This window comes from Actinomadura macrotermitis, from assembly GCF_009604375.1.
Lineage (GTDB): Bacteria > Actinomycetota > Actinomycetes > Streptosporangiales > Streptosporangiaceae > Spirillospora > Spirillospora macrotermitis.
On sequence record NZ_WEGH01000002.1, the window covers coordinates 786,912 to 806,840 of the forward strand.

At 71.4% G+C, this 19,929-nt stretch carries 18 protein-coding genes; 15 read left to right on the top strand and 3 right to left on the bottom strand.

From position 1 onward, the window contains the following. Nucleotides 1-142: 142 nt before the first annotated feature. The 6 genes from pabB (at nucleotide 143) to ACRB68_RS15550 (ending at nucleotide 7,532) form a co-directional block, all read left to right on the top strand. Nucleotides 143-2,293: an aminodeoxychorismate synthase component I gene (pabB, locus tag ACRB68_RS15525; protein WP_328594246.1), complete on the top strand. Its 2,151-nt coding sequence runs from the start codon at nucleotides 143-145 to the stop codon at nucleotides 2,291-2,293. Beyond that, on the top strand, nucleotides 2,290-3,090 hold the full coding sequence (locus ACRB68_RS15530) for an aminotransferase class IV (RefSeq protein WP_153533176.1): 801 nt from the start codon (nucleotides 2,290-2,292) through the stop codon (nucleotides 3,088-3,090). Before pabB ends, ACRB68_RS15530 begins: the two co-directional genes overlap by 4 nt. Nucleotides 3,091-3,160: 70 nt before the next feature. Then, nucleotides 3,161-4,822, top strand: a complete 1,662-nt coding sequence (locus ACRB68_RS15535) for a (2,3-dihydroxybenzoyl)adenylate synthase (RefSeq protein ID WP_153533177.1) — start codon at nucleotides 3,161-3,163, stop codon at nucleotides 4,820-4,822. Nucleotides 4,823-4,831: 9 nt separating this feature from the next. Beyond that, a complete protein-coding gene (locus tag ACRB68_RS15540; RefSeq protein ID WP_153533178.1) occupies nucleotides 4,832-5,863 on the top strand; it encodes a ketoacyl-ACP synthase III family protein in 1,032 nt (343 codons plus the stop codon). Between the two features lie 43 nt (nucleotides 5,864-5,906). Further along, nucleotides 5,907-6,827, top strand: coding sequence for a diiron oxygenase (locus tag ACRB68_RS15545; protein WP_207709705.1), 921 nt, complete (start codon nucleotides 5,907-5,909; stop codon nucleotides 6,825-6,827). Nucleotides 6,828-6,869: 42 nt separating this feature from the next. After that, the gene (locus tag ACRB68_RS15550) at nucleotides 6,870-7,532 is read left to right on the top strand and encodes a response regulator transcription factor (RefSeq protein ID WP_153533180.1); all 663 of its coding nucleotides are present in this window, start codon (nucleotides 6,870-6,872) and stop codon (nucleotides 7,530-7,532) included. Between the two features lie 21 nt (nucleotides 7,533-7,553). Here the strand turns inward: ACRB68_RS15550 and ACRB68_RS15555 are convergent, their stop codons facing one another. The 3 genes from ACRB68_RS15555 to ACRB68_RS15565 all read right to left on the bottom strand — a co-directional run bounded on the left by ACRB68_RS15555 (nucleotide 7,554) and on the right by ACRB68_RS15565 (nucleotide 10,890). Beyond that, nucleotides 7,554-9,122 carry a long-chain-fatty-acid--CoA ligase gene (locus ACRB68_RS15555; RefSeq protein WP_328594248.1) on the bottom strand — a complete coding sequence of 523 codons (1,569 nt, stop codon included), beginning with the start codon at nucleotides 9,120-9,122 and terminating at the stop codon, nucleotides 7,554-7,556. After that, on the bottom strand, nucleotides 9,115-10,320 hold the full coding sequence (gene hemA, locus ACRB68_RS15560) for a 5-aminolevulinate synthase (protein ID WP_153533181.1): 1,206 nt from the start codon (nucleotides 10,318-10,320) through the stop codon (nucleotides 9,115-9,117). Before hemA ends, ACRB68_RS15555 begins: the two co-directional genes overlap by 8 nt. Nucleotides 10,321-10,434: 114 nt before the next feature. Continuing rightward, nucleotides 10,435-10,890 (bottom strand): MarR family winged helix-turn-helix transcriptional regulator, encoded by a 456-nt coding sequence (locus ACRB68_RS15565; RefSeq protein ID WP_153533182.1) that lies wholly within the window; start codon nucleotides 10,888-10,890, stop codon nucleotides 10,435-10,437. A 229-nt stretch (nucleotides 10,891-11,119) separates the two neighbouring features. Here ACRB68_RS15565 and ACRB68_RS15570 point away from each other — a divergent pair, with 229 nt between their 5' ends. The 9 genes from ACRB68_RS15570 to ACRB68_RS15610 all read left to right on the top strand — a co-directional run bounded on the left by ACRB68_RS15570 (nucleotide 11,120) and on the right by ACRB68_RS15610 (nucleotide 19,922). Continuing rightward, on the top strand, nucleotides 11,120-12,592 hold the full coding sequence (locus ACRB68_RS15570; protein ID WP_153533183.1) for an MFS transporter: 1,473 nt from the start codon (nucleotides 11,120-11,122) through the stop codon (nucleotides 12,590-12,592). Nucleotides 12,593-12,861: 269 nt separating this feature from the next. Next, nucleotides 12,862-13,848 (top strand): aminotransferase class I/II-fold pyridoxal phosphate-dependent enzyme, encoded by a 987-nt coding sequence (locus ACRB68_RS15575; RefSeq protein WP_194293326.1) that lies wholly within the window; start codon nucleotides 12,862-12,864, stop codon nucleotides 13,846-13,848. A gap of 62 nt (nucleotides 13,849-13,910) precedes the next feature. Then, on the top strand, nucleotides 13,911-15,473 hold the full coding sequence (locus ACRB68_RS15580; RefSeq protein ID WP_194293327.1) for an AMP-binding protein: 1,563 nt from the start codon (nucleotides 13,911-13,913) through the stop codon (nucleotides 15,471-15,473). A 59-nt stretch (nucleotides 15,474-15,532) separates the two neighbouring features. Further along, nucleotides 15,533-16,234 carry a beta/alpha barrel domain-containing protein gene (locus ACRB68_RS15585; RefSeq protein ID WP_194293328.1) on the top strand — a complete coding sequence of 234 codons (702 nt, stop codon included), beginning with the start codon at nucleotides 15,533-15,535 and terminating at the stop codon, nucleotides 16,232-16,234. Between the two features lie 6 nt (nucleotides 16,235-16,240). Beyond that, entirely contained in the window at nucleotides 16,241-17,197 is a 957-nt protein-coding gene (paaA, locus tag ACRB68_RS15590) for a 1,2-phenylacetyl-CoA epoxidase subunit PaaA (RefSeq protein WP_153533186.1), read from the top strand. Next, the gene (paaB, locus tag ACRB68_RS15595; protein ID WP_328594250.1) at nucleotides 17,194-17,478 is read left to right on the top strand and encodes a 1,2-phenylacetyl-CoA epoxidase subunit PaaB; all 285 of its coding nucleotides are present in this window, start codon (nucleotides 17,194-17,196) and stop codon (nucleotides 17,476-17,478) included. Before paaA ends, paaB begins: the two co-directional genes overlap by 4 nt. 7 nt (nucleotides 17,479-17,485) lie before the next feature. Further along, nucleotides 17,486-18,376 carry a 1,2-phenylacetyl-CoA epoxidase subunit PaaC gene (gene paaC / locus ACRB68_RS15600; protein ID WP_153533188.1) on the top strand — a complete coding sequence of 297 codons (891 nt, stop codon included), beginning with the start codon at nucleotides 17,486-17,488 and terminating at the stop codon, nucleotides 18,374-18,376. A gap of 5 nt (nucleotides 18,377-18,381) precedes the next feature. Continuing rightward, on the top strand, nucleotides 18,382-18,867 hold the full coding sequence (paaD, locus tag ACRB68_RS15605; protein ID WP_328594251.1) for a 1,2-phenylacetyl-CoA epoxidase subunit PaaD: 486 nt from the start codon (nucleotides 18,382-18,384) through the stop codon (nucleotides 18,865-18,867). After that, nucleotides 18,867-19,922 (top strand): 2Fe-2S iron-sulfur cluster-binding protein, encoded by a 1,056-nt coding sequence (locus ACRB68_RS15610; protein WP_153533189.1) that lies wholly within the window; start codon nucleotides 18,867-18,869, stop codon nucleotides 19,920-19,922. The genes paaD and ACRB68_RS15610 overlap by 1 nt, the downstream gene beginning before the upstream one ends. The last annotated feature ends 7 nt before the right edge of the window (nucleotides 19,923-19,929 follow it).

The following is a 19,929-nucleotide window of genomic DNA, read 5'->3' on the forward strand; positions in this document are numbered from 1 at the left end:
GACCCGCTCCCTCCGGCCGCCCCCTCTGTCAAATCCTTGTCACATGCGCGACCCGGTCGCTACGCTGATCGCAGTCAAAACTGTAAACCCGCGTTTGCTGGTCCTTCGGCGTCTGACATTGATCACCCGATCGGGGTCCATCGTGCCGACTCTGCTCATCGACAACTACGACTCCTACACCTACAACCTCTTCCAGCTTCTCGCCGCGGTGAACGGGATCCCGCCCGTCGTGTTCCACAACGACGACCCCCGTCTGCCCGAACTCGAACTACGGGATTTCGACTCGATCGTGATCTCGCCGGGCCCGGGACGTCCCCAGGCCGGGCGCGATCTCGGCCACGTGACCCGGTTGCTGGAGGAGGCCCGCGCACCGGTGCTGGGGGTCTGCCTGGGGCACCAGGCCCTCGCCCATATGGAAGGCGGGGACGTCGTTCCCGCACTGCTGCCCCGCCATGGGCACCTCACGGTCGTCCGGCACGACGGCGACGGCCTGTTCGAGGGCATTCCCCAGAATTTTCGGGCCGTCCGCTACCACTCGCTCGTCGTCGCCGAGCCTCTGCCCGACTCCCTCGTGGCGACGGCCTGGGCCGAGGACGGCATGGTCATGGGGCTGCGGCATAAGCACCTGCCGCGCTGGGGAGTGCAGTTCCACCCGGAGTCGATCGCGACCGAGCATGGGGAACGCCTGCTCGCCAACTTCCGCGACCTGGCCGCCGCCGTTCGCGAGAGCAACGGGCACCGCCGCCCGCGAACGCTCTCCGTCCACGAGGCCATGACCCCGGGCCCACTCGCCGACCCGAGCACGGTCGCCGCCGCGGACGAGGAGCCGATGGGACTTGCCGTCGAGGTGCGCGCGCTTCCCGGCGCCGTGCCGACGGAGCGTGCCTTCGAGGCGCTTTACCGCGACGGCGAGCAGGCCTTCTGGCTCGACAGCAGCCGGGTGGAGCCGGGCCTGTCGCGCTTCTCGTTCATGGGCGACTTCTCGGGCCCGTTGAGCGAGGTCCTCACCTACCGCGTTCCGGACGACAAGGTGACCGTGACCAGTCCGGACGGCACCACGCGGCTGGAACCGGGCGACATCTTCGAGGTCCTGGAGCGCCGGCTGGCCACCCACGCCGTGGACTCCCCCGACGGGCTGCCCTTCGACTTCAGCTGCGGATACGTCGGCTACTTCGGCTACGAGCTCAAGGCGAACTGCGGCGGCGACTACCGCCACGCGTCCGCGACCCCGGACGCCACGTGGATGCTCGCCGACCGCCTGGTGGCAGTGGACCACCAGGAAGACCAGACCTATGTGCTGACGCTGAACGACGGCTCCAACAAGGTTCGCCGCGCCAACGCCGCCTGGACGGAACGGATGCTGGCCGCGCTGTCGAACCTCCTCACCGAGAGCGAAGGCGAGGATCCGCGGGCGGATCCGGCCCCACCGGCGGCCGGTGGCTCCGAGGCCGATCCGCTCAATACCCGTGGCCGTCCCCGGTATCTGGAGGACGTGGCCGAGTGCAGGCGGCTGCTCGCGGCGGGCGAGAGCTATGAGATCTGCCTGACCGACAAGATCCGCACCACCTTCGACGGTGACCGGCTCGCCTTCTACCACCGGCTGCGCTCGGTCAACCCGGCCCCCTACGGCGCGCTGCTGCGGTTCGGCGATCTGACGGTCTTCTGCTCTTCGCCGGAGCGCTTCCTGCGCATCGACACCGACCGGCTGGTGGAGACCAAGCCCATCAAGGGCACCGCCCCGCGTTCGGACGACCCGCTGGAAGACGCGCGGCTGCACAACGGGCTCGCCACCAGCGCCAAGGCGCAGGCCGAGAACCTCATGATCGTGGACCTGCTGCGCAACGATCTCGGCCGCACCTGCGAGATCGGGAGCGTCCAGGTGCCCTCGTACATGGCGGTCGAGTCGTACGCGACGGTCCACCAGCTCGTCTCCACGATCACCGGCCGGCTCCGCCGCGAGGTCTCCCCCGTCGCCTGCGTCCGGGCGTGCTTTCCGGGCGGCTCGATGACCGGCGCCCCCAAGCTCCGCACGATGGAGATCATCGACCGGCTGGAGCACGAGGCGCGCGGCGTCTACTCCGGCGCCCTCGGCTACTTCGGCCTGAACGGCACGGCGGACCTCAGCATCGTGATCCGGACCGCCGTGCTGTGGAAGGACGATCTCACCGTCGGCGCGGGCGGGGCCGTGGTCTACGGCTCCACCCCGGTGGAGGAGTACGACGAGATGGTCCTCAAGGCCTCGGCGACACTGCGCGCCCTCGCCTCTCTGCAGAGCACCACCACCGCCCCATGACCACCAGGGCGCGGCGGCTCGTGTGGCGTGGGGACACGGGCGCCTTCGCCACGGCGTCCGCCGGCGGTCCCGCGCTCGTCGTGGACTCGTGGCTGGTGTCGGACGGCCTGGTCCGCGGCCTGGACCTGCACAGGGAGCGCTTCGTCCGCGCCTGCGCCGCACTCGCCGGCGTGCGGACGGAGACCACCGGCGCCTTCTTCACCGCCGCCGTCGAGGAGCTGCCGCGCTCGGGCGACTGGTTCCCCAGGGTCGAATACGCGCCGGCCGGCACGACCGGTGACGCGGCCGCCGGGGCGTTCCGGCTGTGGATCAGACCGGCGCCGCAGCGGGGCTCCTTCGTGCGGATGTGGGTGCCGGAGGAGGCCGATCAACGTCGTCATCCCGCCGTGAAGGGCCCCGACCTGCCCTATCTCCTCGCGCTGCGCGACAGGGCCCTCGCCGCGGGCGCGGACGAGGCGCTCCTGCTCGGTCCCGGGGGGCAGGTGCTCGAAGGGACGACCACCAGCCTGCTGTGGTGGCGCGGCGACAAGCTGTGCATGCCGCCGGACGAGGCGCCGGCGCTGCACGGCGTGACCCGCAGGCTGATCCGGGCCATCGCCGGGAACCTCTGGTGCCCGGTCGGGTTCGAGTACGTCACGCTCGCCGACCTGGATGGCGTCGAGGTGTGGACGGTCAACGCGCTGCACGGCATCCGGCCGGTGTCCGCCTGGGCGCAGACCGCACTCCGGGCCCCCGCGCCGACGGACCGCCTGCACCACTGGCGGCGGCTGCTGACGGCCACCTCGGCACCGATTTGACTAATTCGTTGTCAAATTTTACACCCTATGCCACGATCATTGACTGATCTCTGGTCGGAGAAGAGGAACGATGCCACGTCCCGGACTCACGCTCTATCCGGAGGAGTTCGCCGACCACTACGTCCGCGCCGGATACTGGCGCGGTGTGCCGCTCGGTTCCTGGCCCTGGGACTGGGCCTCCCGGTACGGCGACCGGACGGCGCTGGTCGACGACGACCGGAGCCTCGGCTTCCGTGACCTCGCCGAGCACACCGATGCGCTCGCCGGGCGCCTGCTCGCGCTGGGACTGCGCCCCGGCGACAACATCGTCGTGCAGCTCCCCAACCGCTGGGAGTTCGTCGTCCTGTTCCTGGCCTGCCAGCGGATCAACGTGGTGCCCGTGCTCGCGCTGCCGGCCGACCGGGACCACGAGATCGGCGTCCTCGTCGAGCGGGTGCGGGCGACGGCGCTCGCGGTCCCGGCGACCTGGCGCGGCTACGACCACCTCGCCCTGGCCGGGCGCGTCCGGGAGCAGGCCGGGCGCGACCTGCACATTCTGGTCGCCGGCGGCGACGGGGGCCGCCCGGGCGCGGACCTGCGCGCCATGGCCAGGCCCGGGCCGGAGCCCGCGGTGCAGCGCGCGCTTCTCGACGCGCTCCCCGTCGATCCGCGGGACGCGGCGCTCATCCTGCTGACCGGCGGGACGACGGCGACGCCCAAGCTCATCGCCCGGACGCACGAGGACTACCACTACGCGGTGCGCACCAGCGCCGAGGTCTGCGGCGTGGACGACCGGTCCGTGTACCTCGCCGCGCTGCCCATCTCGCACGGCTTCGCGCTCGGGGCGCCGGGGGTCCTCGGGACGTTGTCGTGCGGCGGCCGGGTGGTCCTGTCCCCCTCGCCCAACCCCGAGACGGTGTTCGCGCTGATCGAGCGGCACCGCGTCACGCGCACGTCGGCCACCCCCGCCGTCGCGCAGCGCTGGATGGAGGAGGCGGGCCGGACCCCGCACGACATCTCCAGCCTCGACGTCCTGCTCATCGGCGGCGCGGCGCTCCCGCCCGAGGTGGCCGAGCAGATCACGCCCACCCTCGGCTGCCGGCTCCAGCAGGTCCTCGGCATGTCCGAGGGGCTGATCTGCTACACCCGGCTCGACGACCCGCCCGAGGTGGTCCACCGGACGCAGGGCCGCCCGATGAGCCCGGGCGACGAGCTGATGGTCGTCGGCCCGGACGGCGCGCCGGTGCCGGACGGCGAGGAGGGCGAGCTGCTCACCCGCGGGCCGTACACGATCCGCGGCTACTTCGCCGATCCGGCCGGCAACGCGCGCTCGTTCACGCCCGACGGCTGGTACCGCTCTGGCGACCTCGTCCGCCGGGACGCGGACGGAAACGTCGTCGTGCGCGGCCGGATCAAGGACATCATCAATCGCGGCGGCGAGAAGATCTCTGCGGAGGAGGTCGAGGTCGCCCTGCTCGCGCACCCGGACATCGAGCAGCTGAGCGTCATCCCCGTCCCCGACCCCGGGCTGGGTGAGCGCGTCTGCCTCTGCGCCGTTCCACGCGCCGGGCGGGAGATCGGCCTCGGTGACATCCAGCGGATCTGCGCGGAGGTCGGCCTCGCCCGCTACAAGATCCCCGAGCAGCTGGTGCTCCTGGACTCCCTCCCGCTGACCCCCATCGGCAAGATCGACAAGAAGGCCCTCGCCGCCCGGGTCGCGCAGCCCTCCAGTCCGCTTTCCCTCCGATCCTGAGAGCGAGTCATGCGCTTCGACGACATCTATGTGCTGGGGCTCGGCACCGAGCTGGGCCAGACCGAGACGGTGCAGGCCGCCCTGGACCGGGGCGCCTACCAGCGGAAGTGGGCCGACCTCACCGGGCAGCTCGCCACGTCGGTGTCGGACGCCGCCGCGCCGGAGCTGGCCGTGGGCGCGGGCCGCAAGGCGCTCGCCGCGGCGGGCCTTGGCACCTCCGGCCTCGTCCGTGACGCTGTGGGCCTGCACCTGCACGTCTGCACCAACTTCCAAGGCCTGGACATGTGGCCCGCCCAGTGCTTCGTGCTCGATCAGCTGGGCGGCGGCGGCTCGGTGCTGACCGGCCAGCTCGGCGCGCTCTCGAACGGGTTCATGGCGGCCATCGAGATCGCCGCGGGCATGCTCAACGGCAGGCCGGACCTCACCGCCGCCCTGCTCACCTCCGGCGACCGGTTCTGCGAGCCCGGCTTCCTGCGCTGGTCCACGCAGAGCAACGTCGTCTTCGGCGACGGCGGCGCGGCCATGGTCCTCGGCCGGCGGCCCGGCCCGGCGCAGCTGGTGTCGGTGGTCTCGCAGACCGATCCGGGCCTGGAGGGCCTGCTGCGCGGCGACAAGCCGTTCGACCAGGTGAGCCGGCTGGCGTTCGGCGCACCCGACATCACCGACCGGATGCGCTGGTTCGTCGAGCGCAACGGCGGCCTGGACGCGATCAATGAGCGCAAGAACGAGGGCCTGCGCGCGGCCGTCCGGCAGGCGCTGGCGGAGGCCGGGCTGGAGCTGGCGGACGTGCGCTGGGCGGCGGCGCCGTTCTTCGGCCAGAACTACGTGCACTCGCAGGTCATCGAGCCGCTGGGCCTGCGCGCCGAGCAGGTGGACATCGAGTTCGGGCTGCGCACCGGGCATCTGGGCGCCAGCGACCCGGTCGTCGGGCTCGACCACCTGATCTCCTCCGGGCAGGCCCGGCCGGGCGACGCGGTGCTGCTGCTCGGCATCGCGACCGGCTACATGTGGAGCGCGGCCGTCGTCCGCGTGCTCGGCTGACACGAGACCCATCCGACGGCAAAGAACGGAACAGGCGGAAGAGATGGCACCACAGGGCCCCTCCGGGGCGATGGAACGCGATCTGCTCGGACGGCTCTCCGACCGGTGGGGCAAGCAGGTGGCGGTCAAGAAGGACGAGCTCGATCTGGACGGCCACTTCGACCCCGCGCTGCCGGACTTCCCGGCACGGCTGGTACCCCTCTTCGGGATCCCGCGCGTGGCGGCGGCCGACCAGGAGACGCGGCACCGCGTCCTCGCGGGCGCGTGGATCTCCTACAACGCGCGGACGAGCGCGGTGGAGCAGGAGGTGATCCTCCCCGCATGCAGGCTCATGCTCACCGACCGCCTGCCGGGGCGGCGGGACAGCCGCGCCAAGGAGGTCCTCCATCAGACCATCATCGACGAGCACTACCACATCCTCATGTGTATGAACGCCGCGGGCGTGACCGCGCGGCGCCGCGAGCTGACCGGCCTGGACTTCGACGACCGCCGGTGGCGGGTGGTGGAGATCCTCAACGCGCGGCGGGACGCGGCGCTCACCGAGCGCGCGAAGGACCTGGTGACGCTGGCGTTCTCGGTCGCGGCCGAGACCGTCATCGGCGCGTACCTGCTCACGGTCTCCAGCGACATGGGGATCCAGCCGATGAACCGGCTGAGCGTCCACCTGCACCGCCAGGACGAGACCGGGCACGCGGTCGTCTTCCGCGAGTTGGTCGCCTCGGTCTACCGCGCCCTCGGCACCGAGGAGCAGGCGTTCTTCCGCCAGGCCCTGCGGGACGGCCTGGCGGCCTTCCCTTCGCCCGACCACCGGCCGTGGGTCGCGATCGCGGGCGCGGCGGGCCTCGACGTGTCCGAGGACGACGTCGCCGCGGCGTTCGGCTCGCTTCCGCCGCTGCCCCGCGACACCGGCCCGCTCCGGCGGCTGCTCGCCGAACTGGACATCACCGAGAGCTTCGGGCTGTGACCCGCATCCCTCCCCGCGCCGATCTGAAGAAAGAGAGACAGCATGTCCCCTCAAGTCGCGCACGCCGGTCTGGAGATCGCTCTGGTCGTCCGGGACGAGGTACGCCGGTACGGCATCGAGGGCATCGCCCGCTCTCTCGGCACGGCCACGGCCACCCACCGCTTCGACACGGCCGAGCAGGCCTTCACCGCGGCCGAACGACGGGACTTCGATGTGCTCCTCATCGGTTACGCCGACCTCGCGGCGAGCATCGCACCCACCCCGCCCGACGGCTTCCATGCCGGGAACGCGCCGGTGCTGGTGCTGGTCGACGACGAGGACCCCGTGCCGCCCGCGTGGGTCACCGAGGTCCAGGGCTTCCTCGCCTGGTCGGAGCTGGGCCCACAGCCCCTAAAGGCCGCGGTCACCGACGCGGTCGCGGGCCGGTTCCACGTCTCGCCCGCGCTGGCCCGCCGGCTGCTGTCGGCCACCCACGCAAGGCCCGTGGAGCCGGTCAGGGCGGATGCGCCCGTCCTGACGGCCCGTGAGCTGCAAGTGCTCCGGCTGGTCGCCGAGGGCCTCAGCAACAAGCAGGTCGCGCGCGCGCTCCAGCTTTCGGAGAACGGGGTCAAGCGCGTCGTGGGCAACGTGCTCGCGAAGCTGAACAGCCCCAACCGCACCCTCGCCGTCGTCCGCGCGGTCGAGGTCGGCCTGCTGACGCTGTGAGGCCCGGGCCGCCCCGGCCCGTCAGCCGCGCGCAACCCAGGTCACCAGCTCCCGTTTGAGCACCTTCCCGCTCGGCCCGAGCGGGAAGGCGTCCACGAACTCCACGCGCCGCGGGTATTTGTAGGCCGCCACGCGCTCCCGGCACCACTGGATGATCTCGTTCGCGAGCGCGGCACCCGGCTCGGCCTCCGAACGGGCCACCACCACCGCGCACACCTCTTCGCCCAAGCGGTCGTGCGGAACGCCGACCACCGCGACCCGCGCGATGGCGGGATGCCCCACCAGCACCTCTTCGACCTCGCGCGGGTAGACGTTGTAGCCCCCGCGGACCACCATGTCCTTCTTCCTGTCCACGATGGTCAGGTAGCCGTCGGCGTCCTTCACGCCGAGATCACCCGAACGGAACCAGCCGTCCACGATCGCCTCGGCGGTGGCGTCGGGCCGGTTGAGGTACCCCGCCATCACGTTGTGGCCCCGGACGACCACCTCGCCGACCTCGCCGGGCGGCACCGGCTCGATCCGGCCGGCCAGGTCCGCGCGGGCGATCCCGACCTCGACGCCCCAGATCGGCAGCCCCACCGTCCCCGGGCGGCACGGCCAGGCGCGCTGGTTGTACGCGACGACCGGCGAGGTCTCGGTCAGGCCGTACCCCTCGTAGATGCGGCAGCCGTACACGTCCTCGAACTCCCGCAGCACGCGCACCGGCAGCGCCGAGCCACCGGAGAAGGCGCGGTCGAGCGGCGGCCGCCGCGGGTCGGACGCCGCCAGGTCGAGCAGTTCCATGTACATCGTCGGCACGCCCATGAAGACCGTGCATTCCCGCGCGACCATGAGGTCGAGCGCGGCGGCGGCCTCGAACCTGCGCATCAGGGCCATCGTGCCGCCCGCCCGGAAACACGTCAGCATCCCGCAGATCTGGCCGAACGTATGGAACAGCGGCAGGCAACCGAGCAGGACGTCGCCGGCCCCGAAGTCGAACGGCGACAGCATCGTCACCGCGACGTTCATCGTGATGTTCAGGTGCGTCAGCATCGCCCCCTTCGGCCGCCCGGTCGTCCCGGACGTGTAAAGGACGATCGCGAGATCGGCGGGGTCGCGGGGCACGTGACCGTCGATCGGCCGGGCCTGCTCGGCGAGCCGGTCCAGGCGGGGCGCCCCCGCGCCTGCGGGGCGGGACGGATCCTCGTCCAGCACGGTCAGCATCGGCACCCCGGCCGCTTCGGCGGCCTTGCCGCCCTCCTCCAGCAGCGGCCCGGCGCAGACCAGGACCTTCGCCGCCGAGTCACGCAGCACGTACTCGATCTCGTTGGCCCTGAGCAGCGCGTGCACCGGGACCACGACCGCGCCGAGCGCCAGCGCGCCGAAGTACGCCATCGGGAACTCAAGGGAGTTCGGCACGAGCAACGCCACAGTGTCGCCGGGGCCGATGCCCTGCTCCCGCAGCACGGCGGCGTACCGGCGGGCCGCGTCCCACAGCTCGCCGTAGGTCACCTCGTCCGCGTCCAGCACGAGGGCGGGGTGGCCGGGGCGCCGGGCCGCCGACTCCGCGAGTACGGCGGCCACCGAAAGGGACAGGGCGGCCTCAGACACGCCCGATGCCCAGTTCTCCCCAGATGCCGTCGAGCGCCTCGACGAACTTCACGACGTCGTCGGTGGTGTGGGTGGCCGACGGCGCCACGCGCAGGATCTCCTCCCCCGCCTTGACGCTGGGGGCGTTGATCGCCTGGACGTAGATGCCGTGCCTCTGCAGCAGCAGGGCGGACGCCTTCTTGCAGAGCCCCTCGTCGCCGACGAACACCGAGACGATGTGCGTCATCGGGGAGAGGTAGGGGATGCGGCGCTGGTCGAGCTGCTCGTGCAGCGCCCGCGCGTTCGCCGCCAGCCGGTCGCGGTCCTCGTCGGTGGCGCGCAGGTGCCGGACCGCGGCGAGAGCGCCGGCGGCGATCGACGGCGGCAGCGAGGTGGTGAAGATGAACGACCGGGAGAAGCTGCGCACCGCGTCCACCAGCGGAGCCGGGCCCGCGATGTACCCGCCCGCGGTCCCGTAGCCCTTGGCGAGCGTGCCCATGATGACGGTGAACTCGTCCGCGATCCCCTCGCGGGCGGCGATCCCCGCACCCTCGGGCCCGTACATCCCGACGGCGTGCACCTCGTCGAGGAACGTCGTCGCGCCGTACCGCCGGGCGAGCTCCGCCACTTCGGCCAGCGGCGCGATGTCGCCGGACATCGAATACACCGACTCCAGGGCGATCAGCTTCGGGCGGTCGGGATCGGCGGCCGCCAGGAGCTCCTCCAGGTGGGCCGTGTCGTTGTGGCGGAAGATCTGCTTCTCGGCCTTGCTGTGCCGGAGACCGTCGATGATCGAGGCGTGGTTGAGCGCGTCGGAGAACACCACCGTGTCCGGCACCCGCCCGGCGAGGATGGAGAGGGCCCCGTCGTTGGCGGTGTACCCGGAGGTGAACAGCAGGCCCTCCTCCTTGCCGTGGAGGGCGGCCAGCTCCTTTTCCAGAAGGACGTGGTAGTGGTTCGTCCCGCCGATGTTGCGGGACCCGCCGGAACCCGCGCCATATTCATCGACCGCCTTTTTCATGGCCTCCAGAACACGCGGGTGCTGTCCCATTCCGAGATAGTCGTTGCTGCACCAGACGCTGATCTCGGTGTCCGCGCCGTCCGTGCGTGCGATCGCACTGGGGAACCTGCCCGCGCGCCGTCCAAGCTCCAGGAACTCGCGCCGGTGCTCCGCGAACCTCGCCGTCTCGCGCGAGAAGAACTCAACATGCCGGTTCATGGGTCCAGCGTGCCGACGGGAGGGGGCGAGACCTATGCCCGATCGGGGCCCTCGAACGGGCTGCCCGAACGGGCCGCCCCTACCGGGTGGGGGTGCCTCCGGGACGGGCGGCCGTCAGGTCAGCGAGTAGACGCCCGCGCCGACGACCAGGCGCACCATGTAGCGCCGCACCTCCTCGCGCTCGGCCGGGGAGAAGCCGCCGAGGATCTCGGTCTCGATGGACTCCAGCAGTTCCTGGGCACGCTCGGCGAGGGCCACGCCCGACGAGGTGATCCAGAGCCCGATGATCCGGCGGCTGCCGGGCCGGGGGCTGCGCTCGACCAGGCCGCGTTTGACCAGGCCGTCGACCGCCCGGCCCATCGCCGGCGCGGTGACCGCGCAGCGGCGGGCGAGCTCGGCGCCGGAGGCGCCGGGGTGGGCGCTCAACACCATGAGGGCGCTGTTCTGCGCCAGAGTCAGATCCAGCGGCGCGAGCGCGTGCTCGGCCCTGATGTTGAACGCCTGGGAGAGATGCCAGAGCAAGAAGCCGAGTCTCTCGGCGGGGTCCTGAACGCCTACCACGAGCACCATCCTCTCAGGCTTGACAAATAACTCAAGTTACTTGCAGGCTTATAATCTGAGTTATCTACCACCCTGAATTGCACTCTCTGTGCACGCCATTCCGACACGGGGTGACGGCGCACACCCGGATCAATGACTGTCAGCGGTACACACGCTAACGGATGCCGCCGAGGCACGAGGTCACGCCACCGGCCGCCACCGCGCCGAGGACCACGGCACTAGGGGGATCGCTCATCTGATGTCCACCACCACCCGAGATCCTGCCGGCACGCCTCCCAAGCCGGCCCAGGGCTCGCGGCAGCTGCTGATGCTGCTCTGCGGGGCCCAGTTCATGATCTTGCTCGACGCCTCCATCGTGAACGTCGCACTCCCGGCCATCAGTCGAGACCTCGGGTTCGGTCACGGGAACCTGCAGTGGATCGTGAACGCCTACACCCTCGCGTTCGCGGGGTTCCTGCTCCTCGGCGGGCGGCTCGCCGACATCCTCGGCCGCAAGTTCCTGTTCCAGTCCGGCATCATCCTGTTCACCATCGCCAGCCTCGCCGGCGGCGTCGCCCAGGACGAGGGCACGCTGCTGGCGGCCCGCGCCCTGCAGGGGCTCGGCGCGGCGCTGCTGGCCCCGTCGATCCTCACCATCCTCACCACGACCTACTCCGAGGGACAGGCCAGGGCCAAGGCGATGGGCGCCTGGACCGCCTCGAGCGGCGTCGGCTTCGCGGCCGGTGCGCTGTTCGGCGGGGTGCTGGTCGAGGTCGCCAACTGGCGCTGGACGCTGCTCATCAACATCCCGTTCGGCATCGCCGGGCTGGCCGTCGCGCAGAAGGCCATCCCGGCCACGCCGCGCCCGCCGCGCCGGGCGCGCCTGGACGTGCTCGGCGTCCTGCTGTCCACCGCCGGCCTGCTGTCGCTGACCTACGGGGCGGTCAGCAGCGGGGAGCGGGGCTGGAGCTCGCCCGTCACCTGGGGGACGCTGCTCGCCGGCGTCGTCCTGCTCGGCTGGTTCGTCGTGCACGAGACCGCGGTCGCCCGTGAGCCGATCATGCCGCTGCGCCTGCTGACCGTGCGCAGCGTCGCCGCCGCCAACCTCACCATGTTCTGGATCTCGGCGGCCGTCTATCCCAGCCTGTTCGTGCTGTCGCTGTACGTGCAGAACGTCCTCGGCTACTCGGCGCTCAAGGCGGGGCTCGCCTTCCTCGCTCCCACCATCGCCATGGCCGCGACCTCCCAGTTCGCCGCCCGGCTGAACATGCGCGTGGGGCCGCGCACGCTGCTGCTCATCGCCGCGGCCCTCGGGAGCACGGGACTGGCCTGGCTGACCCAGGTGAGCGCCGGGGGCTCGTTCCTGAGCGACGTCCTGGCACCGAGCGTCCTGACCTTCCTCGGGCTCGGGCTCGCCAACGCACCGCTCGCCATGGCGGCCATGTCCGGCGTCGCGCCGAACGAGGCAGGGCTGGCATCCGGGATCCTGAACACCACCCGCCAGGTCGGCATCTCCCTGGGACTGGCGGTCATCGCGACCGTCGCCGCCGACACGACCCGCAACTCACATGCGAGCGACCCCCTGCACAACCTGACGGCCGGGTACGGCGCGGCCTTCGGGGTCGCCGCCGGGCTCGCGGTCCTCGCCCTGCTCTGCGCCTTCTTCCTGCCGGGCGCCACCCGTGCGGCGCCCCGCCCCGCGCCGGCCCCGGCCACCGAGCCCACTCCCTGAGCGACGACCCGGGGGGTCGCGCGCCGCAATCGAATCCGCGCTGTTGACAAGCGGCTTGATGCACATTAAGGCATCGGTCGACAACAGAAAGTCAATGAGACTTTCTGGACATACATATGTCCTCATACGGGGGTAATAATGTGGATATTCCAAACAGCAGGCTTGCTATCCGTGGTCGCGGGGAGGGTGACAGCACCTTGGTGACTATGATGCCGGAATCGAGCGATACGGATTTGCCTCTCGATCCGCACTCACTTCATGTCCTCTCATTGAACGAGAACCCCTTTCCGCCTCTGGCCGACGTCCGGCGCGCCCTGGAGTTCGCGATCGGGAACGTCAACCGCTACCCGGACCCCACCTGCCTCGGCCTGGTCAGCGAGCTGTCCCGCCACCACTGCGTGCCCGAGGACGACATCGTGGTGGGCGCCGACACCCTGCAGATCGCCCTCCAGCTCGTGCGGGCGGCGTCGTTCGAGCCGGGCACGCAGATCATGTACCCGACGCCGTCGTTCGAGGCGTACGACATCATCAGCCGGATGGCGCACGTGCCGCCGATCCGGGTGCCGCTCACCCGCGAGAGCGCGCACGACCTGCCGGGGATGGCCGCGGCGCTGGGCCCGGCGGTGAAGATCGTCCTGCTCAGCAACCCGCACAACCTGACCGGCGTGCCGATCAACGACGTCGACCTGCGCAAGTTCATCAACGCACTGCCGGCGGACACCATCGTCGTGCTCGACGAGGCGTTCCAGGAGTTCGTCCGCGACCCGGCGGCGGCCAACGGCATCGACATCTACCGCGATTACCAGCAGGTCGTGGTGCTGCGCAGCTTCTCCAACGCGCACGGGCTCGCGGACCTGCGGGTCGGCTACGCCGTCGCCCACAGCCCGATCATCGACATGCTGCACGAGCAGATCCCGCCCTTCACCATCAGCGCGCTGGGCCAGGCCGCGGCCGTAGCATCGCTGCGCAGTTTCAGCAAGGTCGAGGAGCGGGTCGAGTCCCTCATCCGCGAGCGGAAGCGCCTGTGGAGCGCGCTCACCGAGTACGGCTTCAGGCCGCCGCGCAGCGAGGCCTCGTTCATCTGGCTCCCGCCCGAGGACCGCTGCTTCGACTTCGCGCTGCGCTGCCACCAGGAGGGCATCGCCGTACGGCTGTACTCCAACGGCGGGCTGCGCATCAGCATCGGCACCCCCGCGGCCAATTCCAGCCTGATTCGCGTCGCGCAGCTCCTGCACGACGAGAGCTCCGCGTCCTGATCGCTCACGTTCCATACACGGGGATATCAAACACTTTACAAATAAGGGCGGGGGAGCATCAGGTGCGGCTCGCATCGCAGCACTATGTGCAAAGAATTGTCGACGCACTGGGCGACGACCAGGACCGCCCGCTGCTCTGGTGGCGGGACACCGCTCTTTCGGCGGGCGGGCTGCGGCGGATGATCCTCTCGGCCGCCCAGGCGATGCTCGACCTGGGCGTGGACCGGGACTGGACCGTCGCGCTGCTCACCGCGTCCAACAGCCCCGACCTTCTGGTGGGGCGCTACGCGGCGAACCTGCTGGGCGCCACCGTCATCCATCTGCGGTCGACCAACGCCGCCTCCTCGCAAGACGCGCTGCCCGTCGAACCGCAGCTCGCCATGGTGGAGGAGACGTCCACCAGGTTGCTGGTGACCGACGCCTGGAACCACGCGCGCGCGATGCAGATCCGCGAGCGCGCGACGAATCCCCTCGTCCTCGCGGCCGCCGGTGATCTCGGCCCCGGCGTCCACGATCTGCACGGGCCCGTCACCGCGACCGCCTCCGACGTCGCCCGGGCCTGCGCGGCGGTACGGCCGGAGGACCTGGCGATCATCACCTACACCAGCGGCTCGACCGGCACGCCCAAGGGCATTTGCCGTTCGTTCCGCGCGTGGAGCCACGCGGTCTCCACCACCTTCGCGCCCGGCGAGCGCCCGCGGATGCTCGTCACCACGCCGCTCAGCCACACCGTCGGCCCGATGGTGGACGCGGCGCTGACCTCCGGCGGAACGCTCGTCCTGCACGAGGGCTTCGACCCCGGCCGGGTCCTGCGCGCGTTCGCCGAGGACCGCGTTACGCAGGCGTTCCTGGCCGCGCCCCAGGTCTACCGGCTCCTCGACCACCCGGACCTGCCCGCCACCGATACCTCGTCGCTCACCCGGCTCCTCTACGGCGGCACGCCCGCGTCGCCGACGCGGATGGCGCAGGCGGTCGAAACCTTCGGCCCGGTGCTGGTCCAGACGTACGGGACGACCGAGACCTGGGAGATCTGCGGACTGCCCGGCCCCGACCACCTGGCCTTCGAACGGCTGGGCACCGCGGGACGCCCCTCCCCCGGCATCGACGTCGAGCTGCGCGATCCCGAGTCGGGCGAGCCGGCTCCCGCGGGCGGGATCGGCGAGGTCTGCGTGCGGTCCCCCGGAATGCTGAACGGTTACTGGAACGATCCCCGGCTCACCGAGAAGGCGCTGCGGGACGGCTGGTTCCACACCGGCGACCTCGGCTACTTCGACACCGGCGGCTACCTGCACCTGGTCGACCGCCTCGCCCACGTCATCAAGCACAGCGGGATCAAGATCTATCCCGTGGAGGTCGAGAACGTCCTGCTGCGCCACCCGGCTGTGGCGCAGGCGGCGGTCTTCGGCGTCCGCGACCGCGACGAGGTCGAGCACGTGCACGCGGCCGTCGTGCTCGTCCCCGGCCGTCACGTCACGGTCGGCGACCTCCAGGAGCACGTGCGCGGGCGGCTGTCGGACCTGCACGTGCCGACCACACTGACGCTGCGCTCCGCGCTCCCGGTGATCAGCTCCGGAAAGCTCGACAAACAGCGACTCAAGCGGGAGGCCGCCGAGCAACTCGCCTGAGCCCCCTCCCCCCGCACTGCCTCCCGGGCGGAAGCCCGGTCCACCTGGAAGGAAACGCCGTGGTAAAGCACAGCCTGCGCGACGTCCTCGCTTCGGCGCGGCACAAGAAGCGCCCCGCACTGATCGTCGACGTCAAACTCCGATCGCCGCGCGACGGCGAGCTGATCTCCGGCGAACGCCTCGAGCCGTACGTGCGGGCCCTGGAGGAGGCCGACGTGGACGCCCTGGCGACGCCCACCGACGGGCAGCACTTCGGCGGCAGCCTGGACGCCGCGCGGCGCATCCGCAAGAACGCGACCGTCCCGCTCATGCGCAAGGAGTTCTTCGCGTCCGTCGCCCAGATGGACGAGTCCCTCGACACCGGGTTCGACGCCGTCCAGCTCACCCTGAGCACCATCCCCGACCTCGGGCTCGTGCGGGAGATGAAAGCGCGCGCGGAGGTGATCGGGCTGGAGGTCGTCGTCTGCGTGCGCACGGCGCGGCAGCTGGAGACGGCGATCGACCTGGGCGCGGCGATGGTGGGCATCGCCAACCGCGACATCACCGCGCTGGAGATGGACGATGGCACTGTGCAGACCACCGAGGAACTGGTCTCGCTGGTGCCCGCCGACGTCTACTCGATCTCCGAGAGCGCGCTGCTGTCGGCCGCCGACGTCGACCGGGTCGCGGCCGCCGGCGCGGACGCCATGGTCATCGGCACCGCCATCGCCAAGAGCGACGACCCGGCCTCGATGGTCCGGGCCCTGCGCGGCGGGGCCTGACCGGCCATGACCGACACCGCCGCCACCGAGGCCGGGCTGGAGGCCGAGTTCGAGGCCAGGATCGCCGCCGACGAGCGGATCGAGCCCCGCGACTGGATGCCCGAGGGGTACCGCAGGACGCTCGTCCGGCAGATGTCGCAGCACGCGCACTCGGAGATCATCGGGATGCAGCCCGAGGCCGAGTGGATCGGCTGCGCCCCCTCGCTGCGCCGCAAGGCGATCCTGCTCGCCAAGGTCCAGGACGAGGCCGGGCACGGCCTCTACGTCTACTCCGCCATCGAGACGCTCGGCGTGGACCGCGCCGAGCTCACCGAGCGCCTGCTGGCGGGCGAGCAGCGCTACTCGGCCCTGTTCGACCACCCCGTGCGCACCTACGCCGACGTGGGCACGATCGCCTGGCTCGGCGACGGCGCCGCTATCTGCCTCCAGGTCCCGGCGTGCCGCGCGTCCTACGGGCCGTACGCCCGCGCGATGTTCCGCATCTGCAAGGAGGAGAGCTTCCACCACCGGCAGGGCTACGAGCTGCTCACGGCGATGATGCGCGGGACCGCGGAACAGCGGGCCATGGTACAGGAGTCGCTGGAGCGCTGGTGGTGGCCGACCATGATGATGTTCGGTCCGCCGAACGCGCGGTCCACGCACACCGAGCGCTCGATGCGGTGGCGGATCAAGCGCGTCACCAACGACGAGATGCGCCAGCAGTTCGTCGACATGGCGGCGCCGCAGGCCGAGGCGCTCGGCGTCCGGCCGCCCGATCCGGCGCTCCGCTGGAACCCCGAGCGCGAGCACTACGACTACACCGATCCGGACTGGGCGGACTTCGAGCGCCTGATCTCGGGTGACGGCCCGCTCCGGGCGCAGCGGATCGCCCACCGGGAGCGGGTCCACCGGGAGGGCGCCTGGGTGCGCGAGGCCGCCCTCGCCTACGCGCGGCGCAACGAGGGCGCGGAGGTGGGCGCGTGAGCGACTCATGGCCGCTGTGGGAGGTGTTCATCCGCGGCAAGCGGGGCCTGAACCACGTGCACGTCGGCTCTCTGCACTCGCCGGACGCCGAGATGGCGCTGCGCAACGCCCGCGACGTCTACACCCGGCGCAACGAGGGGACCAGCATCTGGGTGGTCCCGTCCGCCCAGATCACCGCGTCCAGCCCCGAGGAGAAGGACTCCTTCTTCACCTCGTCGGCCGACAAGGTCTACCGGCACCCGACGTTCTATGTCGTGGCCGAGGAAATTCCCCACATCTAGGACACCCATGCCGACTGAAAACCTCTTCAAGGCCCTCGTACGCGAGGACGACAACGGCCAGTGGGCGTTCGGCACCGGCTTCACCGACGGTCTCGCCCGCGTCGACCGCGGCGTCCCCGAGGGCGTCGACCGCGCCGATCTCGCCGAGTACTGCCTGATGCTCGGCGACGACGCGCTGATCTACGCGCAGCGCCTCAGCGAGTGGTGTTCGAAGGCCCCCGAGATCGAGGAGGACATCGCCCTCGCCAACATCGCGCTCGACCTGCTGGGGCACGCCCGGGTCCTGCTGGCCCGGGTGGCCGAGGTGCGCGAGGAGGGCGACGAGGACGCACTGGCGTACTGGCGGGACGCGCCGCAGTTCCGGAACGTGCGGCTCGCCGAGCTCGACCTGGGGCCGGGTCCGGGCGGCGACTTCGCCGCCACGATGGCCAGGCTCCTGCTGTTCAGCAGCTGGCGCCTGGCGATCTTCACCCGGCTCGCCGGATCTCGGGACCGGCTGCTCGCCGCGCTCGCGGCCAAGGGCGCGAAAGAGATCACCTACCACCGTGACCATGCGACCCAGTGGGTGATCCGGCTGGGCGCCGGCACCTCGTACTCCCGCGCCCGGATGACCGCCGGCCTGGACGCCGTGTGGCCGTACGCCGAGGAACTCTTCGCGCCCCACCCGGTCGAGACCCGGCTGGCCGCGCAGGGCGTCGCGGTCGATCCCGCCACGGTCCGCACCGAGGTCCTCGGCGTTCTGACCGAGGTCCTCGCCCACGCCGAACTGCCTCCGCCCGCGTTCGTCCCGGACGGCGAACCCCATCCCGGCCGCGACGGCGAGCACACCGAGGAGCTCGGCCCGCTCCTCGACGAGATGCAGTCGCTGGTCCGCGCCATGCCGGGGGCGACCTGGTGACCGGCGTGGCACGGGCACGGCAGGCGGTCGAATCGGTCCTGGACCCGGAGCTGCCGGTGGTGACGCTGGCGGAGCTCGGGGTGATCCGCGGGGTCGAACTGAACGGCGACAGGGTCGAGGTGGCCCTGACCCCGACCTACACCGGATGCCCCGCGCTGGCGCAGATGCGCGCGGACATCCAGGCGGCGCTGGCCCGGGCGGGCTTCCCGCGCTGCGAGATCACCACCGTTCTCGCTCCGGCGTGGACGACCGACTGGATCAGCGAGAGCGGCCGCCGGAAGCTGGCCGACCACGCGATCACCCCGCCCGGGCCCGCGCCGCGGCACCAGGGGCCGGTGCCGTTGACGCTGGCGCCGAGGCCGCCGGAGACGTGTCCGCGCTGCGGGAGCGGCGGCACGGTGGAGCTCTCCCGGTTCTCGGGCACGGCATGCAGGTCGCTGCACTCCTGCACGGCCTGCGGCGAGCCCTTCGAGCACATGAAGGCGATCTGATGCGCGCCCCCGTCGAGTTCCACAAGCTTCGTGTCACCCGCGTGGAGCGGATCTGCGCCGACGCGCTCACGGTCACCTTCGAGCCGCCGGGCGGGCGGTCCTACGCGCATGCCCCAGGGCAGTTCCTGACGTTCCGATTCGCCAGGGACGGGGTGGAGGAGCGCCGCTCATACTCGATCTGCTCCCCCGCCGGCGGCGAGCTGCGCATCGGGGTGCGGCGGGTACGCGGCGGGCTGTTCTCCGATGGGATCCTCCCGTCGCTCTCCCCCGGTGACGAGCTGGAGGCGATGGCGCCCCAGGGGCTCTTCACGCCTCCACCCGAGTCCCGCGACGGCCACCACGGGTTCATCGCGGCCGGGTCCGGGATCACTCCGGTGCTGTCGATCATCGGCACCCTGCTCGCCGGGAGCCCCGAGGCGCGCGTCAGCCTGATCTACGGCAACCGCACCACGCGCTCGGTGATGCTCGCCGACGAGCTGGCGGACCTGAAGGACCGCTATCGCGACCGCCTGCACGTCGTGCACGTCCTGTCGCGGGAGTCGGGTGCGGCCCCGCTGCTGTCGGGCAGGCTGGACGCCGGCCGGCTCGGCGACCTGCTCGACCGGGTCGTGGACGCGGCGTCGGTCGGGCACTGGTGGCTCTGCGGCCCCGAAGGCATGCTCGCCGCCGCCGGCAGGACGCTGCTCGATCGCGGAGTCCCACCCGAGGCGGTGCACGTCGAGCTGTTCTACAGCGAGGGCCCCCCTCCTCCGCCGCCCGAGGACGAGCCCGAGATCATCGGTGCGAAGGCCACGCTCATCCTGGCCGGCCGGGCGTCCACGGTCGGTCTCCCGCCCGGCGTCTCGATCCTGGAAGGGGCCCTCCGATCCCGGACCGACCTCCCGTTCGCCTGCCGCAGCGGTGTGTGCGGGACGTGCCGGGCCAAGCTCGTCGACGGCGGCACGCGCCAGCTCACCAGCTTCGCCCTCAGCCGGCCTGACCTCGCGGAGGGATTCGTGCTCACCTGCCAGGCGGTGCCGACCAGCGACGAGGTCACCGTCGACTTCGACGCGTAGCGTGCCG

Excerpts from the sequence above, each read along its gene's own strand:
- hemA (WP_153533181.1), bottom strand. The coding sequence starts at position 10,320 with ATGAACCGGCATGTTGAGTTCTTCTCGCGCGAGACGGCGAGGTTCGCG.
- ACRB68_RS15550 (WP_153533180.1), top strand. The coding sequence starts at position 6,870 with ATGTCCCCTCAAGTCGCGCACGCCGGTCTGGAGATCGCTCTGGTCGTC.
- ACRB68_RS15530 (WP_153533176.1), top strand. The coding sequence starts at position 2,290 with ATGACCACCAGGGCGCGGCGGCTCGTGTGGCGTGGGGACACGGGCGCC.
- paaC (WP_153533188.1), top strand. The coding sequence starts at position 17,486 with ATGCCGACTGAAAACCTCTTCAAGGCCCTCGTACGCGAGGACGACAAC.
- ACRB68_RS15545 (WP_207709705.1), top strand. The coding sequence starts at position 5,907 with ATGGCACCACAGGGCCCCTCCGGGGCGATGGAACGCGATCTGCTCGGA.
- ACRB68_RS15570 (WP_153533183.1), top strand. The coding sequence starts at position 11,120 with ATGTCCACCACCACCCGAGATCCTGCCGGCACGCCTCCCAAGCCGGCC.
- ACRB68_RS15540 (WP_153533178.1), top strand. The coding sequence starts at position 4,832 with ATGCGCTTCGACGACATCTATGTGCTGGGGCTCGGCACCGAGCTGGGC.
- ACRB68_RS15610 (WP_153533189.1), top strand. The coding sequence starts at position 18,867 with ATGCGCGCCCCCGTCGAGTTCCACAAGCTTCGTGTCACCCGCGTGGAG.
- ACRB68_RS15565 (WP_153533182.1), bottom strand. The coding sequence starts at position 10,890 with ATGGTGCTCGTGGTAGGCGTTCAGGACCCCGCCGAGAGACTCGGCTTC.
- ACRB68_RS15535 (WP_153533177.1), top strand. The coding sequence starts at position 3,161 with ATGCCACGTCCCGGACTCACGCTCTATCCGGAGGAGTTCGCCGACCAC.
- paaA (WP_153533186.1), top strand. The coding sequence starts at position 16,241 with ATGACCGACACCGCCGCCACCGAGGCCGGGCTGGAGGCCGAGTTCGAG.